The sequence below is a fragment of the Nocardioides sp. NPDC054178 genome, assembly GCF_055585005.1.
In genome coordinates, this window is the sequence record NZ_JBVJKY010000007.1 from 40,191 (window position 1) to 57,207 (window position 17,017).

At 71.1% G+C, this 17,017-nt stretch carries 14 protein-coding genes and 3 riboswitches; of the genes, 5 read left to right on the forward strand and 9 right to left on the reverse strand.

Annotated features, from left to right (window positions below):
* Positions 1-39: 39 nt before the first annotated feature.
* Both ACZ6WN_RS22680 and ACZ6WN_RS22685 read right to left on the reverse strand, forming a co-directional pair.
* Complete coding sequence (locus ACZ6WN_RS22680) at positions 40-1,770, reverse strand: ribonucleotide reductase N-terminal alpha domain-containing protein (protein WP_465867815.1); 1,731 nt, start codon at positions 1,768-1,770, stop codon at positions 40-42.
* Entirely contained in the window at positions 1,770-2,768 is a 999-nt protein-coding gene (locus ACZ6WN_RS22685) for a ribonucleotide-diphosphate reductase subunit beta (protein WP_465867816.1), read from the reverse strand. The genes ACZ6WN_RS22680 and ACZ6WN_RS22685 overlap by 1 nt, the downstream gene beginning before the upstream one ends.
* A gap of 124 nt (positions 2,769-2,892) precedes the next feature.
* A riboswitch (cobalamin riboswitch) is annotated at positions 2,893-3,110 on the reverse strand.
* 88 nt (positions 3,111-3,198) lie between these two features.
* Positions 3,199-3,382, forward strand: a riboswitch (cobalamin riboswitch).
* Positions 3,383-3,493: 111 nt separating this feature from the next.
* Between ACZ6WN_RS22685 and ACZ6WN_RS22690 the strand changes: the two genes are divergently transcribed.
* The 5 genes from ACZ6WN_RS22690 to ACZ6WN_RS22710 all read left to right on the forward strand — a co-directional run bounded on the left by ACZ6WN_RS22690 (position 3,494) and on the right by ACZ6WN_RS22710 (position 7,600).
* Entirely contained in the window at positions 3,494-4,513 is a 1,020-nt protein-coding gene (locus ACZ6WN_RS22690; protein ID WP_465868286.1) for a FecCD family ABC transporter permease, read from the forward strand.
* The gene (locus tag ACZ6WN_RS22695) at positions 4,510-5,355 is read left to right on the forward strand and encodes an ABC transporter ATP-binding protein (protein ID WP_465867817.1); all 846 of its coding nucleotides are present in this window, start codon (positions 4,510-4,512) and stop codon (positions 5,353-5,355) included. The genes ACZ6WN_RS22690 and ACZ6WN_RS22695 overlap by 4 nt, the downstream gene beginning before the upstream one ends.
* The gene (locus tag ACZ6WN_RS22700; protein ID WP_465867819.1) at positions 5,352-6,452 is read left to right on the forward strand and encodes an ABC transporter substrate-binding protein; all 1,101 of its coding nucleotides are present in this window, start codon (positions 5,352-5,354) and stop codon (positions 6,450-6,452) included. The genes ACZ6WN_RS22695 and ACZ6WN_RS22700 overlap by 4 nt, the downstream gene beginning before the upstream one ends.
* Before the next feature lie 153 nt (positions 6,453-6,605).
* Complete coding sequence (locus tag ACZ6WN_RS22705) at positions 6,606-6,821, forward strand: CbtB domain-containing protein (RefSeq protein ID WP_179659100.1); 216 nt, start codon at positions 6,606-6,608, stop codon at positions 6,819-6,821.
* Entirely contained in the window at positions 6,821-7,600 is a 780-nt protein-coding gene (locus ACZ6WN_RS22710; RefSeq protein ID WP_465867821.1) for a CbtA family protein, read from the forward strand. The genes ACZ6WN_RS22705 and ACZ6WN_RS22710 overlap by 1 nt, the downstream gene beginning before the upstream one ends.
* Before the next feature lie 4 nt (positions 7,601-7,604).
* On the opposite strand, the gene ACZ6WN_RS22715 is transcribed toward ACZ6WN_RS22710, so the two are convergent.
* The 7 genes from ACZ6WN_RS22715 to ACZ6WN_RS22745 form a co-directional block, all read right to left on the reverse strand.
* Positions 7,605-8,276 (reverse strand): (2Fe-2S) ferredoxin domain-containing protein, encoded by a 672-nt coding sequence (locus ACZ6WN_RS22715; protein ID WP_465867823.1) that lies wholly within the window; start codon positions 8,274-8,276, stop codon positions 7,605-7,607.
* The gene (locus tag ACZ6WN_RS22720; protein WP_465867825.1) at positions 8,273-8,998 is read right to left on the reverse strand and encodes a cobalt-precorrin-6A reductase; all 726 of its coding nucleotides are present in this window, start codon (positions 8,996-8,998) and stop codon (positions 8,273-8,275) included. Before ACZ6WN_RS22720 ends, ACZ6WN_RS22715 begins: the two co-directional genes overlap by 4 nt.
* Positions 8,995-10,437 carry a cobyric acid synthase gene (locus ACZ6WN_RS22725; RefSeq protein ID WP_465867827.1) on the reverse strand — a complete coding sequence of 481 codons (1,443 nt, stop codon included), beginning with the start codon at positions 10,435-10,437 and terminating at the stop codon, positions 8,995-8,997. The genes ACZ6WN_RS22720 and ACZ6WN_RS22725 overlap by 4 nt, the downstream gene beginning before the upstream one ends.
* Positions 10,438-10,443: 6 nt before the next feature.
* Positions 10,444-11,232, reverse strand: a complete 789-nt coding sequence (gene cobF / locus ACZ6WN_RS22730) for a precorrin-6A synthase (deacetylating) (RefSeq protein ID WP_465867828.1) — start codon at positions 11,230-11,232, stop codon at positions 10,444-10,446.
* On the reverse strand, positions 11,229-14,840 hold the full coding sequence (locus ACZ6WN_RS22735) for a cobaltochelatase subunit CobN (protein WP_465867829.1): 3,612 nt from the start codon (positions 14,838-14,840) through the stop codon (positions 11,229-11,231). Before ACZ6WN_RS22735 ends, cobF begins: the two co-directional genes overlap by 4 nt.
* Before the next feature lie 33 nt (positions 14,841-14,873).
* Positions 14,874-15,018, reverse strand: a riboswitch (cobalamin riboswitch).
* Positions 14,996-15,556: a GNAT family N-acetyltransferase gene (locus ACZ6WN_RS22740; RefSeq protein ID WP_465867831.1), complete on the reverse strand. Its 561-nt coding sequence runs from the start codon at positions 15,554-15,556 to the stop codon at positions 14,996-14,998. It overlaps the preceding riboswitch by 23 nt.
* Positions 15,557-15,566: 10 nt before the next feature.
* Complete coding sequence (locus ACZ6WN_RS22745; RefSeq protein ID WP_465867832.1) at positions 15,567-17,015, reverse strand: phytoene desaturase family protein; 1,449 nt, start codon at positions 17,013-17,015, stop codon at positions 15,567-15,569.
* Positions 17,016-17,017: the final 2 nt, after the last annotated feature.

Here is a 17,017-nt window from a genome sequence, read left to right on the forward strand (position 1 = left end):
CGTCGATGGCGTCGGTGGTGGTCGGGTTCTCGTTCATGGTCACGCCTTGGTGGTCGAAGTGGTCGAAGTGGACTGCTTGCTGGCCTGGACACCGGCCCGCGAGCGCAGGTAGTACAGGCTCTTGATGTTCGGGTCGAGCAGCGCCAGCTTGTGGATCTTGCTGATGTACTGCGGCGTCGCGTCGGCCTGGAAGAACAGGTTGAGCGACTGGGCCTGGTCGATGTAGACCTGCCGGTCGGAGGCCCGGGCGAGCAGGATCTCCTGGTCGATCTCGTAGCCGGTCTTGAAGACGTCCTTCTCGTGGTCGTCGAGCCACGAGACGTGCTGCACGGAGCCACCGTTGTCGATGATGTCGGAGATGTGCGCCTGGTCGTAGACGCCACGCTCCTTCATCACCTCGACGAGGTTCTGGTTGGCCCGGGGCATCTCGCCGGCCGAGGTGGTCTGGTTCCAGACGTTGGCGACGTACGGCTCGATCCCCTGGCTCGTGCCGCCGACGATCACCGCGGTGCTCATCGTCGGCGCGATCGCCATCAGGTGGGAGTTGCGCCGGCCGACGCACCACTCCGGGATGCCCGCCACCGAGCCCATCCACCGCGACGCGGCGTCGGCGTGGGAGGAGATCCGCTCGAAGATGTCCTTGTTGAGCGCCGCCGCCTTGTCCGACTCGAACGGCACCCGCTGCTTCTGCAGGTAGTCGTGGTAGCCCATCACGCCCAGGCCCAGGCTGCGGGCCTTCTCGGTGTAGCGCACCGCCCGCTCCAGGCCGCGGATGGTGCGGGCCTTGCGCAGGAACGCCTCGGCGACCGCGTCGAGGAAGACGGTCGCGACGTACGCCGTGTCCCGGTCCTTCCACTCGTCATAGGTCGAGAGGTTCAGCGAGGAGAGCACGCAGGTGTAGGAGTGGTCCTCGTCGCTGAACAGCGTGATCTCCGAGCACAGGTTGGAGGCCTTGTTGGCCAGCCCGTTGGCCCGGTAGGACTCGGTCTGGGCGGCGTTGACGGTGTCGACCTTCCAGATGTAGCCCTTGCCGAGCACCACCCGGATCTTCAGCACCCGCTGGTAGCGCTCCAGGGCGTCCTTGTCGCCGGCCAGCATCCGGTCGATGAACGCCTGGCTGAAGATCCAGCCGACGTTCTTGTTGGCCGGCTCGCGGAAGATCAGGTCGGCGAGCTCGTAGAAGTCGGGGTGGTCCACCGGCAGGTAGCCCGCCCAGGAGCCGCGGCGGGTGGCGCCCTGGCTGATCTGGTTGGTCATCTCCACGAAGTTGCAGAAGACCGGCACCACGCCGTTGGCCTTGCCGTTGTCGGAGAACTTCGCGCCGCGGGGCCGGACGTCACCCAGGTACGCCGAGGTCCCGAACCCGTTCTGGGACAGGATCGCCGCCTCCTTGAGGGTCTCGTAGAAGCCCCAGACCGAGTCCTCGACGTACGAGCCCTCGCACGAGACCGGCAGGCCCCTGTCGGTGCCGAGGTTGGACAGCACCGGCGTCGAGGGGGAGAGCCAGCCGTTCCAGATCGCCTCGAAGAACCGCTCGGTCCAGGAGACGCCGTCCTCGCGGGCGTACATCTCGTCGGCCAGCTCACCGGCCGTCCTGGCGATGGTCTCGTAGCGCTCGCGGACGCTCTGGTCCGCGACGGTGTACTTCGCCTTGAACATCGCGTAGCCCGCGGTGGTCATGAAGGCAGGCACGGTGCCCTCGTCCTGCAGTGCCTTGCGCTCGGCGGAGAGCGCCTCCCAGCTGTTGCTGCTCGTCAGGCTGTCATCCATTAGAAGCTGAACTCCGTCTCGCCGATGTTGCGGTTGTATTCGTTGCCGGTGACCTGGAAGAAGTCGTGGAACTGGGTGCCGTTGATGCCGTTGTAGAACCACTCGGCGATCGGGTTGGCCTCGACGCCGAACAGCGGCTCCATCCGCATGTTCTCCAGCGTCATGTCGACCCGCGACTTCACGAACGCCTCCAGGTCGGCCTGGTCGATGCCGGCGATCGGCCCGTCGGCGAAGAGCATCTCCACGATCCGAGCCTCGTGCGCGTAGAGGTGCTCGGCCACGTCGCGGACGCGGGCGAACAGGTCGTCGCGCTCGGCCTCGAACTTGTCGGCCGGGACGGTCGCGGCGTACTCCTCCAGGGTGGTGTTGAACAGCCAGGCGCCGCCGGTGGCGTGCAGGTTCTCGTCGCGGGCGGAGAAGTTGATGCCGCTGATCACGTTCTGCAGCAGGTTCTTCCCGCCGGACTGGAAGTGCTTGAGGAAGGCGAAGTTGGAGTAGAGGACGCAGTTCTCCATCAGCGTGAAGACGCTCAGCGCGTAGAGCAGGTCCTCGTCGGCGATGGCGTCCCACACGAAGGCGATCCGCTCGGCCAGCACCGGGTCGTTCTTGTAGGAGTCGTAGAACTCCTCGGTGTCGATCATCAGCGTCTTGTTGAGCTTCGCGTAGAACGGCGCGTGCATGTTCAGCTCGGCGAACGAGAAGGCGTTGGTCATCATCTGGATCTCGGGCCGCGGGAACGCGTGGAAGAGCCGGTCGCCCCACACCTCGCCGCCGAGGATCAGCTCGTAGATGGTGAACAGCTTCAGCGTGGTCTTGACCGCGGCCTGCTCGGCGTCGGTCATGTTGACCAGGAAGTCCTGCTTGTCGTTCTCGACCGGGATCTCCTCGGCGGTCCAGAAGATGCTGCGCTGCTTCTTGGCCAGGTCCTCGGCCATCGGATAGTCGAAGACGTACGCCGACTTCTCGGTGCGGATCGGTAGACCCTCGGTGTCGATCAACTCATCAGCCCTTCTCCCGCGCCCCCGCGGCTCGCTCGGATGTCTCGTGCATCCGTGCCGGGGCAGGAGAGGACGGCGTCGTACGCGCTCGATCCCCTGACCTTCCCTCGAGGTCGCGGACCCCACCATGAGGTGGGCACTGGCAGGTCTTCGGACTCGTGGGCGTCATCGTGCTCGGTCCTAGTGGCCGTCGCTTCCCAGGAGCCGGCTTGCTCCCAGTGCTTCGTGACGGCGGTCGTTCCCACTCACCGCTGCGGGGCAGTCCCGGACTCGCACCGGGTTCCCTCTTGCCTCTCCCACCTCGTCGCCGAGGAGGGAGAACCAGCTGCGAGGACCACTATATGCGGGAATTACACCAATGCAACTTCCTAGATCTAGTGCTTCGCCGTGTCGTGCGGAACATCCCCGTCACCGGCTCGGCGACCCGTGCTAGCCTCGGCGCCGAGTCGAACGCATCCTGATGGATGCCAGGGAACTCCGGTGTGAATCCGGGACTGGCGCGCAGCGGTGAGGGCGACGGCGACGCTAGACAGCCACTGGGGACCGACTCCCTGGGAAGGCAGCGTCGCCGGTTGAACCCGAGTCCGAAAACCTGTCGGCTCAGCTGTTCGTCACGGCCCTCGCGACCAGGGTCCAGAGGACCTGAGAGGCCGACCTGCGTGCTGACGCCGAGCCGTGAGACCCCCACCCTGATTCCACGCACCACCGGAGCCGGGAGGCGACGGGTGCCGTTCGTGCCGCTGGTCGTGGGACTGCTGCTCGCCTCGGCGCTCAGCGCCGTGGTGTCCGTGGCCTTCGGCTCCGAGCGCATCCCTGTCGGCGAGGTCGTCGCGACCGTTCTCGACCGGCTCCGGGGTGAGCCGCCGGGGAGATGGGACGTGATCGTGTGGGAGCTGCGCGTGCCGAGGGCGCTGATGGCGCTCGCGGTCGGGGCGGGCCTGGCCGTCGCCGGCGCCGGCATGCAGACCCTGGTCCGCAACCCGCTCGCCGACCCGTTCCTGCTCGGGATCAGCTCCGGCGCCTCGGTGGGGGCGACGGCCGCCATCACCACCGGCGCGCTGGCCGGCCTCGGCGCCTACGCCGTCTCCGGCGGCGCCCTGGTCGGGGCGGTCGGCTCGGCCATGCTGGTCTGGCTGGTGGCCACCGCGCAGGGCGGGCTGACCCCGATCCGGTTGGTGCTCTCCGGCGTCGTGCTCTCCTCCGGGCTCTCCGCCATCGCCTCGTTCCTGGTGTTCATGAGCGATGACCCGCGCGCCGCGGACTCGGTGATGTTCTGGATGCTCGGCAGCGTCGGCGGAGCCAGCTGGGAGAAGCTGTGGCTGCCGGCGGTCCTCAGCCTCGGCCTCGGTCTCGGGATGCTGGCCCTGCACCGCTGGCTGGACGCGCTCGCCGCCGGCCCCGAGACCGCCGCCGCGCTCGGCGTGAACGTCGCGGCGCTGCGGACGACGCTCTTCGTCGCCCTGGCGGTGCTCGTCGGGGTCCTGGTCGCGGTCAGCGGTGGGATCGGGTTCGTCGGGCTGATCGTGCCGCACGCGGCCCGGCTGCTGGTGGGCGCGCGCCACCGGGTGGTGCTCCCGGTCGCGGCCCTGGGCGGTGGGGTGTTCCTGCTGTGGGTCGACGTGCTCGCCCGGCTGGTGGCGCGCCCGCAGGAGATCCCGTTGGGGGTGGTCACCGGCGTCGTCGGGGCGCCGCTCTTCCTGCTGCTGCTGGGCCGCGGCGGCTACCGCTTCGGCAGCGACCGATGAGTGGCCCCGCGCCCCGGCCGGCGCTGCGGCTGCGTGGGGTCGCCGCGAGGCTGGGCGAGCGCGACGTGCTTCGCGACGTCGACCTGGACGTGCCCGTCGGCACCCGCCTCGGGATCGTGGGTGTGAACGGTGTGGGCAAGTCGACCCTGCTGCGGATCCTCGCCGGGGTGCTGCGACCGAGTGCCGGGCACGCCTACCTCGACGACGACTCCGGCGACCTGCGGGAGACCGCCCGGATCAGCTCGCGCGAACGCGCCCGCCGAGTGGCGTACGTCCCCCAGGAGGAGGTCGCCTCCGCCGAGCTGCTCGTGGGCGAGATGGTCGCGCTGGGCCGGGTGCCCCGCACCCGGCCGTGGTCGCGAGGCGGGCAGCAGGAGCGCGAGATCGTGCGAGCGGCCCTCGACGCCGTCGGCCTGGCCGACCGCATCGACGACCCGTGCGAGCGTCTCTCGGGTGGCGAGCGGCGCCGGGCGGTGATGGCCCGCGGTCTCGCGCAGGACTGTCCGGTGATGCTCCTGGACGAACCCACCAACCACCTCGACGTCGCCTGGCAGCTGCGGCTGCTGCGTACCGTCGCCGAGCGGGCCGAGACGTTGGTCGCGACCATCCACGACCTCGACCTGGCGCTCCGCTCCTTCGATCGGCTCGCGGTCCTCGGCCGGCCCGCCGGCAGCGACCCCGACAGCGGCCCGGCGACCGTCGTGGCCCACGGGCCGCCTGCGGAGGTGCTCGACGCGATCCGCGTCGAGCACCACTTCGGCGTCGGATCCGTCCAGGTGCCGCATCCGGACCTGGACCAGCCCCATCTGCTCATCCATCCTCGGAAGGACCGCTCGGCATGACCCCGACCATCACCAGATCCGTCCGCCGCCCACGGCTCGCCTGCCTCGCCGCGCTCGCCCTCGGCACCACGATCCTCACCGCGTGCGGGGCGGAGGAGACAGCCTCCGACGACGCCTCCGAGAACGGCGCGATCACCGTCGAGAACTGTGGCGAGCGGCTCACGGTCGACGAGCCGGTCACCGAGCTGTACGCCTACGACGGCGGGATCATCTCCATCGCCCTGGCCGTCGGTGCCCGCGAGGAGCTGGTCGCCGTGACCGGCCTGGCTCGGGACAAGCAGCTGCTCGAGCTCGCCTACCCCGAGGACCGGGTCGGCGAGCTCGAGATCGTGGGCGATGACCACCCGACGCTGGAGACCGTCCTGGCGCTCGATCCCCAGCTGATGTTCGCGGGCTGGGGCTACGGGTTCAGCGAGTCGCGCAACCTGGTGCCCGAGATGGTGCAGGTGCGGGGCATCGAGACCTACCTGCTCAGCGAGACCTGCCGGCAGGAGGACGGTGACCGGGGCACCATGGAGGCCTGGGCTGCGCTGCGTGCCGACCTGCTCAACATCGGCAAGCTGACCGGCCACGAGGAGACCGCGAAGAAGGTCGTGGCCGACATCGAGAAGCGCCGCACGGCGTTGGAGAGTGCTCCGCGACCGGCGAGGACGCCGACCGCGTTCCTCTTCGACTCCGGCACCGACGCGATCTTCACCTCCGGGTCCTTCGGCGGCCCGCAGGCCATCTTCGACACCGCCGGGGTGAGGAGCGCGACCGCGGACGTCGAGGACACCTGGACCGAGGTCGGCTGGGAGCGCTTCGCCGCCGCGAAGCCCGACGTCATCTACTTCGTGGACTACCCGGGGCAGTCCTACGCGGAGAAGGTCGAGGTCCTCAAGGCCAACCCTGCCTCCCGCGACCTGCCGGCGGTCAAGGAGAACCGGTTCGTGAACCTGCCCTACGCGATGTGGGTCTCCGGCCCGCTCAACATCGACGCCGCCGAGTGGGTCCGGCGCTCGCTCGAGCACTTCGGGCTCGCGCCCGAGTCCGGGATCGAACCGGCGCTCGACATCAGCGATCTCACCAACCTCGACGGCAACCGGTGGCTCCGCTGAGATCCCGCTATAGTGCTCGGAACGGACATGAGGAAGCCGGTGGAACTCCGGCACAGTCGCGCTACTGTGACATCGCCTCGCGGCGGTGGAGTCAGACCCGAGTGTCCGTCCAACCCCAACGAACAGGGACGCAGGTATCCCTGAGGAGGACATATGTCGCAGCACGCTGTGGCGCCCGTCGCCGGCGCCGACCTTCCCACCATCCCGCTCCGTGAGCTCGCCCCCTGGGCGCTCTTCTTCGGTCTGCTCGGTCTCCTGGTGCTCTTCTTCATCAGCGCCGACCAGGGCGCCGTCTCGATCCCGTCCGGCACGCTCGTCCACGAGTGGGTCCACGACGGTCGCCATCTGCTCGGCTACCCCTGCCACTGATGAGCCCGCGTGCCTTTCTCGTACGCGGCCTGCTAGCTGGACTCCTCGCCGGAGTCGCCACCTTCCTGGTGGCGTACTCCGTCGGTGAGCCGCAGGTCGGTGCTGCCATCGCGTTGGAGGAGTCGGCCGGTGCCGACGGGCACTCGCACTCTCACGCCGCCGAGGCTGCCGAGGGTGGTGAGGAGGCCGCCGAGGTCTCTCGCACCAACCAGAGCACCTGGGGGCTGCTGACCGGCACCCTCGCGGTCGGCGTCGCGCTCGGCGGCATCATCGGGCTCGTCGCCGCGGCCACGCTGGGTCGTCTCGGACGGCTCACGCCGGGACAGTCGACGGCGCTGGTCACCCTGATCGGGTTCGTCGCGGTCGCCCTGGTGCCCTTCCTCAAATACCCGGCGACCCCGCCGGCGGTTGGCAGCGGCGACACCATCGGCGCCCGCACCGCGGTCTACTTCGCCTTCCAAGCCCTCTCGGTCGTGGCGGCAGTGGTCGTGACGTACGCCGCCGTGCGGCTGCGCGGACGGTTCGGCACCTATCTCGCCGTCGTCGGCGCGATCGCTGCCTACCTGGTCGTGATGGTCGTCGCCGGGCAGCTGTTCACGACGGTCAACGAGGTCGGGGACTTCCCGGCCGACACGCTGTGGTTCTTCCGCCGGGCCTCGCTGATCACGCTCGCCACGATGTGGGGCGTGCTCGGAGTGGCGCTGACCGGGCTGGTGATTCGTCTGTACGCGGCAGAGCGCGCTGTCGCGGAGCGCAAGGCCTTGGCCGCCAGCCTCTGAGGGGCTAGCGGGGGAGGCGGTAGGTCTCCACCGGACGGCCGCCGACCAGGTGATCACGCACGATCACCCGGGCGGCGGCCGCTTCCACGTGGCCGTACCAGACATCGTCCGGCTGGACGCTGAGCACCGGCGCCTGGTTGCACGGGAACTGGCAGCCGGTGTGGGTGATCAGCAGATCGTCGTCGTCGAGACCGGCCTCCATCGCGCCCAGGATCACCGCCCGGGCGGTCTCCTCGGAGCCCTTCGCGGTGCAGCGCGGGCCGCGGCAGATCAGCACCTGGCGTACGTGTTCGGGGACTCGTTCCCACGCGGGCGAGGTGAGTCCGGGCTCGGTGCCGGTGATCGGTCTGGTCTCGGTCAGCACGTCGGCGAGGTCGTCGTGCGTGGTCGCCAGCCGGGTCGCGACCTGGATCTCGGGGCGGCTCCCGGGGCGCTCGCGCCACCAGTGGGCCGCGATCCGGCGGAGCCAGGAGTGGCCCGGCGCGAGCGGGCCGAGACTGACTCCCGCGAGCGTGATGGTTGCCGCGCCGGAGTCGGCGAGCCGGGTCAGCTCGGCGGCGAGCGACGGATCGCCCAGCTGCAGGAATGCCATGCTCGCGTCGAGCTCGCCGGCCCAGGCGAGCAGGTCCTGGCGCCGGTCGACATCGGTCACCGACATCCCGACGAGCACCCTCATCCGAGGCTCCGGACCCAGGCGACCGCCTCGGCGACGTCGTCGACCGTGCGGACGCCGTCGGCGGGGGCGGGGCGGCGTACGACCACGACGGGCACGCCGAGCTCGGCGGCCGCGGCCATCTTCGGCCAGGTGAAGGTCCCGCCGGAGTCCTTGGTGACGAGCACGTCGCTCCGGTGCTCGCGCATCAGCGCGAGCTCGCCCTCGATCTCGTAGGGCCCGCGGCTGGTCAGCAGGGTCCAGGGCTCGGGGAGGTCGAGGTCGGGCCGGTCGACCACCCGGGCGAGGGCCGCATGGCCGGCCAGCGCCGGGACGAACCGGGCCAGCTCCTGGCGCCCGACCGTGATGAAGGGACGCGCTCCGAGGCCGGCGGCGAGCGTGGCCGCCTCGTCGTGGGTGTCGACGTAGGCCCAGGACGGGTCCGCCGGCCAGCCCGGCCGCTCCAGCCGGAGCAGCGGATGGCCGGTCAGGGCACAGGCCGCGGCCGCGTTGGCCGATATCCCGCGCGCGAACGGGTGCGTCGCGTCGACGACCGCGTCGAACTGGTCGAGGGCCCCCCTCAGGCCCTCGACCCCGCCGAACCCGCCGATCCGCACCTCGCCCACCGGCAGCCGCGGACGTGCCACCCGGCCCGCCAGGGAGGAGGTGACGTCCACCCCCTCCTCGAGCAGCCGCGCCGCCAGGTCCCGCGCCTCCCCGGTCCCGCCCAGGATCAGGAGCCTCATCGGATCCCCCCGCGGGCGAGGTCGAGCAGGGCGTCGACGTCGAGGTGCTCCTCGACGAGGTCGCCGATCAGGTCCAGGCGGCGCTCGCGGGCGGCGGGGAAGGAGACGGTGGACGGCTCGCGGCCCAGCGTCGCCTCGAGGAACGCGCCGCGCAGAGCGTCGCCCTCCAAGGACCCGTGCCACATCGTGCCGAAGACCAGCCCGGAGCGCGCGCCACCCAGGAACTCGGTGACCCCGTCGCCGCGGGTGATCCGGCCGTGGTGGATCTCGTAGCCACCGGCCTCGACCCCGAGCGCCGACCCGGTGGGCAGCCGGAGGTTCTTGGCGGGGGTGAAGTCGGTGCGTACGTCGAGCAGGCCCAGCCCCTCGACCTCGGCGACCGACCCTTCGACCCCGTCGGGATCCGCGATCGTGCCGCCGAGCATCTGGAAGCCGCCACAGATCCCGAGGAGCGGGCGGCCGCGGCGTACGTGCTCGGTCAGGGCCACGTCGAGGCCGCGCGAGCGCAGCCAGGTCAGGTCGCTGATCGTGGAGCGGGTGCCGGGCAGGACGACCAGGTCGGCGTCGGCGACGTCGGCCGGTGAGGAGGCGAAGACGACGTCGAGGTCCGGCTCCAGGCCGAGCGCGTCGACGTCGGTGAAGTTGGAGATGCGGGGCAGACGTACGACCGCGACCTTGCGGGTGGCACCGGCCACCGCGCGGCGCCCGTCGAGGTCGAGCGCGTCCTCGGAGTCGAGCCACAGCGACGGCTCCCAGGGCAGCACCCCGAAGACCCGGCGCTCGGTGAGCGACTCCAGCGAGTCGAGCCCGGGCTGGAGCAGACCCGCGTCGCCGCGGAACTTGTTGATGATGAAACCGCTGATCAGGGCCTGGTCCTCGGGCTCGAGGAGAGCCAGGGTGCCGTACATCGCCGCGAACACCCCGCCCCGGTCGATGTCGCCCACGACCACGGTCGGCAGCCCGGCGTGCCGCGCCAGCCCCATGTTGACGTAGTCGCCGGCCCGCAGGTTGATCTCGGCCGGGCTCCCCGCGCCCTCGGCGACGATCACGTCGAACCGAGAGGCGAGATCGTCGTACGCCGCATGGGCCGCGGTCGCCAGATGCCGGCGCCCCGCCTCCCAGTCGTGCGAGGACACCTCCCCGGCGGGATGGCCCATCAGGACCACGTGGCTGCGGCGGTCGGAGCCCGGCTTGAGCAGCACCGGGTTCATCGCCGGCTCCGGGGTGACCCGCGCCGCGAGCGCCTGCACCCACTGCGCGCGCCCGATCTCCGCCGTCGTCCCGTCGGGAGCGGCACAGACCATCGAGTTGTTGGACATGTTCTGGGCCTTGTAGGGCGCCACCTTGACGCCGCGGCGGGCGAAGGCCCGGCACAGCCCGGTGGTCACGACCGACTTGCCCGCGTCCGAGGTGGTGCCGGCGACCAGCAGCCCGCTCATCACTGATCACCCATGCCGGGGAGCCCGCAGCAGGTAGATGTCCATCACCCAGCCGGAGGCCTCGCGCAACCGCGCCCGAGCCGCATCGATCGCGGGGAGCACCTCGCCGACCCGACCGGCGACGAGCTCCTCCTCGCGGGTGCCGAGGTTGCCGCCCCACCAGATCCGCCAGTCCGCGAGCCCGGGGAGCTCGACGACGCGGTTGAGCATCACCACGAGGTTGTCGTGCCCGGCCTCGACGGCCTCGAGCACCGCGCGTCCGGTGGTGACGTAGAGCGGGCGCCCGACGTCGTGGAGCACCAGCCGATGCCGCGCGGCGAGCAGCTGCACCGAGGAGATCCCGGGGATGACGTCGACCTCGACGTCGAGCTGTTCGGCGATCTGGTCGACGACCCGGATCGTGGAGTCGTAGAAGGCCGGGTCGCCCCAGACCAGGAAGCCGACGTTGCCGGGATGCTCGGCGAGCACGGCGAGGTAGCGCTCGACCCGGGCGCGGTGCCACTCCCGGACGGCCGCCTGGTAGTCCGCGTCGGTCCCGGTGAACTCCTCACGCCGCTCGCGGGGTGCGTCGGCGACCTTCACCACCCGCGCGGGCTCGTCGAGATGGCGGTCGAGCAGCTCCTCGCGGGCCCGCACCAGCGGGTCGGGCATGCCCTTCTTGACCGTGCCGGACTTGTCGGTGACCAGGAAGTAGTCGACCGACCGCATCGCGGCGACGGCCTCCAGGGTGACCTGGTCGGGGTCGCCGGGACCGACGCCGATGATCTTGATCCGACGCTGTCCGGAAGAGGTCACTGGCCTTCCTCCAGGTCGCCTTCGATGTCGAGATAGATCTCCTGCATCTGGGCGACGACCTCGGGGTCGGGCGCCTCCCACAGCCCGCGCTCGGCCGCCTCGTGCAGCCGCTCCACGATCCCACGCAGCGCCCACGGGTTCGAGGTCCGCATGAACTCCTGGTTGGTCTCGTCCAGGACGTACTCGCGGGCGAGCTTCTCGTACATCCAGTCCTGCACCACCCCGGCGGTCGCGTCGAAGCCGAAGAGGTAGTCGACCGTCGCGGCCAGCTCGAAGGCGCCCTTGTAGCCGTGGCGCTGCATCGCCGAGATCCAGCGCGGGTTGACCACCCGGGCCCGGAAGACGCGGTTGGTCTCCTCCTGCAGCGTGCGGGTCCTGATGGCGTCGGGCGAGGTGGAGTCACCGACGTACGCCTTCGGCTCGCTGCCGGTCAGCGCGCGGACGGTCGCGACCATGCCGCCGTGGTACTGGAAGTAGTCGTCGGAGTCGGCGATGTCGTGCTCGGCGGAGTCGACGTTCTTGGCGGCGACCTTGATCCGGCGGTAGTTGGTGCGCATGTCGTCGGCCGCCGGGGCACCGTCGAGGTCGCGGCCGTAGGCGAAGCCGCCCCAGGCCGTATAGACCTCGGCCAGGTCCTGGTCGGAGCGCCAATTGCCGGCCTCGATCACCTGCAGGATCCCGGCACCGTACGAACCGGGCTTGGAGCCGAAGATGCGGGCCGTCGCACGACGCTGGTCGCCGTGCTCGGCCAGGTCCTCCAGCGTGTGCGCGCGGACGAAGTTGTCCGCGGCCGGCTCGTCGAGGTCGGCCACCATCCGGACCGCGTCGTCGAGCATCGAGACGACGTGCGGGAACGCGTCGCGGAAGAACCCGGAGATGCGTACGGTCACGTCGATCCGCGGCCGGCCGAGCTCTTCCAGCGAGATGATGTCGAGATGGGTGATCCGCCGTGACGCCTCGTCCCACTCGGGCCGCACCCCGAGCAGCGCGAGCACCTCGGCGACGTCGTCGCCGGACGTACGCATCGCGCTGGTGCCCCACACCGAGAGCCCGACCGACGTCGGGTAGTCACCGGTCTCGTCCAGGTAGCGCTGCAGCAGCGAGTCGGCCATCGCCTGCCCGGTCTGCCAGGCCAGCCGGCTCGGGACCGCGCGCGGGTCGACGGTGTAGAAGTTGCGCCCGGTCGGAAGTACGTTGACGAGCCCCCGCAGCGGTGAGCCCGACGGCCCCGCGGGGACGAAGCCACCGTCCAGCGCGTGCAGGACGGCGGACAGCTCGTCGGTGGTCCCCGCCAGCCGCGGCACCACCTGCTCGGCGGCGAAGACGAGCACCTGCCGGACGGCCGGGTCGTCGTGGAGCGACTCGGCGACGGCCGGGTCCCAGCCGGCCGCATCCATGCGCTCCACCAGAGCGCGAGCCTGGGTCTCGATCTCGTCGACGGCCCGGGTGTCGGCGCCCTCCTTGAGGCCGAGCGCCGCCCGCAGACCGGGCACGGCGCCGCCGACGCCGCCCCACACCTGCGCGGCGCGCAGGATCGAGAGCACCAGGTTGATCCGCGCCTCGCCCTCGGGGGCTGCGCCGAGCACGTGCAGGCCGTCGCGGATCTGGGCGTCCTTGATCTCGCAGAGCCAGCCGTCGATGTGGAGCATGAAGTCGTCGAAGTCGTCGTCCTCGGGACGCTCCTCCATGCCGAGGTCGCGGTGGAGCTCGGCGGCCTTCATCAGCTGCCAGATCTCGCCGCGGATGGCGGGCAGCTTGGCCGGGTCCATGGAGGAGATGCGGTCGTACTCCTCCATCAGCGACTCCAGCCGCGCGATGTCGCCGTAGGACTCCGCACGCGCCATCGGCGGGACCAGGTGGTCGACGATCGTGGCGTGCGCGCGGCGCTTGGCCTGGGCGCCCTCGCCCGGGTCGTTGACCAGGAACGGGTAGATCAGCGGCATGTTGCCGATCGCCGCATCCGGGCCACAGCTCGCCGAGAGGGCGGCGTTCTTGCCGGGCAGCCACTCCATCGAGCCGTGCTTGCCGAGGTGGACGACGGCGTCGGCACCGAAGCCGTGCTGATCTCTGGGGGCTTCCAGCCAGCGGTAGGCACCGAGATAGTGATGGCTGGGGGGAAGGTCAGGGTCGTGGTAGATCGCGACCGGGTTCTCGCCGAACCCGCGCGGCGGCTGGATCAGGATGACGATGTTGCCGGCCTGGAGCGTGGCCAGGACGAGCTCGCCGTCGTCGTTGACGAACAGGTTGCCCGGCGTCGGCCCCCAGGTCTCGACCATCTGCTCTCGCAGCTCAGCAGGGAGATCCTTGGTCCACTCGTCGTAGGACGCCTTCGAGACACGGACGTGGGCGTCGGTCAGCTGCGCGTTGGTCAGCCACTCCTCGTCCTGACCGCCCGCGGCGATCAGCGCGTGGATCAGGGCGTCGCCGGCGGCGGTGTCGTCCGGGCCGTCGAGGAGGCGCACGACCTCGTTGTCCTGCCCCAGGTCGTAGCCCTCCTCGCGAAGGCGACGCAGCATCCTGATCGCGGAGACCGGGGTGTCCAGGCCGACGGCGTTGCCGATCCGGGCGTGCTTGGTCGGGTAGGCGGAGAGCACCAGCGCGAGGCGCTTCTCGGCGTTCGGAGTGTGGCGGAGCCGGGCGTGGTTGACCGCGATCCGGGCCACCCGCGCGGTGCGCTCGGGGTCGGCGACGTAGTGGGGGAGACCCTGCTCGTCGAGCTCCTTGAACGAGAACGGGGCGGTGATGATCCGCCCGTCGAACTCCGGGATCGCGATCTGGTTGGCCGAGTCGAGCGGCGTGACGCCGTCGTCGGAGACCTCCCACTCCGCGCGCGAGCTGGTCAGGCACAGGCCCTGCAGCACCGGGATGTCGAGTGCGGCCATCCGCTCCACGTCCCAGGCCTCGTCCTCACCACCGGCGGAGGCGGACGCGGGCACGGAGCCGCCCGCCGCGAGCACGGTCACGATGAGGGCGTCGAGGGTGCCGAGCGCCTCGTAGAGGTCGTCGGGGGCCGAGCGCAGCGAGCCCGCGAAGACGGGTACGCCGGTGGCCGAGCCGGTCGCGTCGATGGCGTCGGCCAGCGCGTGCGCGAACGCGGTGTTCCCGCTGGTCTCGTGGGCGCGGTAGTAGAGGATGCCGATCCTCGGCCGCGCCTCGTCGGCGGGCGCGGGCCGCTCCGCGAACCCCCACGCCGGCACCTCGGCCGGCGGCTCGAACCCGAACCCGGTCAGCAGGACCGTGTCGGAGAGGAACGCGTGCAGCTGGGCGAGGTTGGCCGGGCCGCCCTCGGCGAGATAGCGGTGGGCCTCCGCGGCGACACCCATCGGCACCGTGGAGTGCTCCATCAGCTCGGCGCTCGGCTGCTGCTCGCCGCCCAGGACCACCACCGGGGTGCCGCGCTCCTTGACCGCGCTCAGGCCGTCCCACAGCTCGGTGGGCGAGCCGAGGAGCCGGAAGACCACCAGGTCGGCTCCGGCGACGACGGCCTCGAGGTCGCTCGCCCGCGACGGGTTCGCCCAGGCGTAGTCGGCGCCGCTGGCACGGGCCGAGAGCAGGTCGGTGTCCGAGGTGGACAGAAGAGCGATGCGTACGCGTGCAGGGTCGGCCATGCCGGGGTCCTCCTAGGGGTTCTCGCCCCGTCGATCGGTCGGATGCCCGCGGCCAGTGTCTGGCTGTGCCCGTGACCGGCAGCGGTACGGACGTCACAGTGGCGGAACCGCCCCGGACTCTCACCGGGTTCCTGCGCCACGAGCGTGCTCGCAGCCTACCCCGCGCGGCCCGCGAGCCAGGTCTCGCGGTTGATCTCGTACTCGACCTCGCCCTCGGCGTGCCCGGCGAGCGGCTCCTCGAACTCCTCGTGGAAGCTGCGCACGAAGCTCATCCCGACCGAGACCATGGTCGCCCGGGAGGCCTCGTTGACGGCCATCGTCTGCGCGATCACGGTGTCGAGGCCGAGGTCCTCGAAGGCGTGCCGGAGCAGCTCGCGCGACCCCTCCTTGGCGAACCCCTTCCGCCAGTGCCGCTGCGGGAGCCGGTAGCCGAGCTCGGCGGCGTCGGTGCGGGGCGGATGGTCGGGCGGTTCGAGCATGTAGAGGCCCACGGCCTCACCGGCCGCGTACCCGATCCACTTGCCCTGCCCCTCGGTCTCCTTCGCCACCCGGATCCAGGTGTGCATTCGCTCCTCGGTCTCCTGCGGCGTGAGCGCGCGGGTGAACAGGAAGCGCAGCACCACCGGGTCGGAGTTGAGCTCGACCAGGAACGGCAGATGCTCCTCGCTCAGCGGGACCAGGTCGAGACGCTCGGTGCGCAGACGGGCTTGCGGCATGGGCCAGACGTTAGCCAGGACGGAAGCCGGTGGCACCTGGTTTCCCCATCGCGGCCAGGTGGCGCAGGGCGCGGTGGGCGGCGTGGTAGCCGCACATGCCGTGGACGCCGGCGCCGGGCGGGGTGGCGGCCGAGCAGAGGAACATCCCGGGGATACCGGTCTCGTAGGCGGTGAGGGTCGGCCTGATGATCAGCTGGCGAAGGGTGTTGGCGCCGGTGGAGATGTCACCCCCGACGTAGTTGAGGTTGTAGGCCGCGTAGTCGGCCGGTGTGGTCACGTGGGTCGCCACGATCCGGTCGCGGAAGCCCGGCGCGAAGCGCTCGATCTGGGCGAGCACCGCGTCGGTGGCGTCACCCTCGAAGGCGTGCGGGACCTGCGCGTAGGCCCAGACCGGGTTGAGGTCTCCCGCCGAGCGGGAGGGGTCGGCGACGTACTGCTGACCGATCAGCACGAACGGACGCTCCGGCATCCGGCCCGCGGCGATCTCCTTCTCGCTCGCGGCCACCTCGGCGCTGGTCCCGCCGAGATGGACGGTCCCGGCGCGTCCGATCTGCGGGTCGCGCCACGGGATCGGGCCGCGGACGGCCAGGTCGAGCTTGTACGCCGCGGGGCCGTGCTGCCACCTCCGCATCGCCCGTCGTGGCCGCTGGGGGAGGGCTTCACCGACGATGTCGGCGAAGCCGCCGGGGCTGGTGTCGAAGAGGGTGACGTCGGCGTCGGGAAGATCGGCCAGGTCGCGGACGGTGGTGCCGGTGACGATGGTGCCGCCCAGCTCCTCGAGCCGCTGCGCCATGGCGAGGGTGATCGCGTGCGAGCCGCCCTCGGCGACGGGCCAGCCGTGGCGATGCCCGCTGACGACGAGCATGGTGCCCACGCCGGCCGTGCCGGGGCGGTCCAGCGGCTGGAACGCGTGCGCCGCGCAGCCCGCGAAGAGCGCCTTGGCCGGCTCCTCACGGAAGGTCCGGGTGAGCACGGCGGCCGGGGGAGCGGCGCGCATCCCGAAGGAGGCCAGCCGGAACGGATGGCGCGGGAGCCGCACCATCGGACCGAGGATGTGCTCCGAGACCGTGTCGAAGCCGCGGACGACCGGGCCGAACAGCTGCTGCCAGCGCCGCCCGTCGGTGCCCAGCCCCGCGGCGGTCTCCTCGACGGAGCGGTGCAGCAGCGCGGTCGTGCTCGCGTCGACCGGATGGGCGAGCTGGATCTCGGGGAAACGCCAGGTCAGGCCGTACTTCTCCAGCTCGAGGCCGCGCAGGAACGGGGAGGCCACCCCGAGCGGGTGGATCGCCGAGCAGATGTCGTGGCGCAACCCGGGCAGGGTCAGCTCGGCGGTGCGGGTGCCACCGCCGACCGTCTCGGCGGCCTCGAGGACGGTGACCCGCACGCCCTGCTGCGCGAGCACGATCGCCGCCGCCAGGCCGTTGGGCCCGGCGCCGACGACGGTCGCGGTGCTGGTCATGT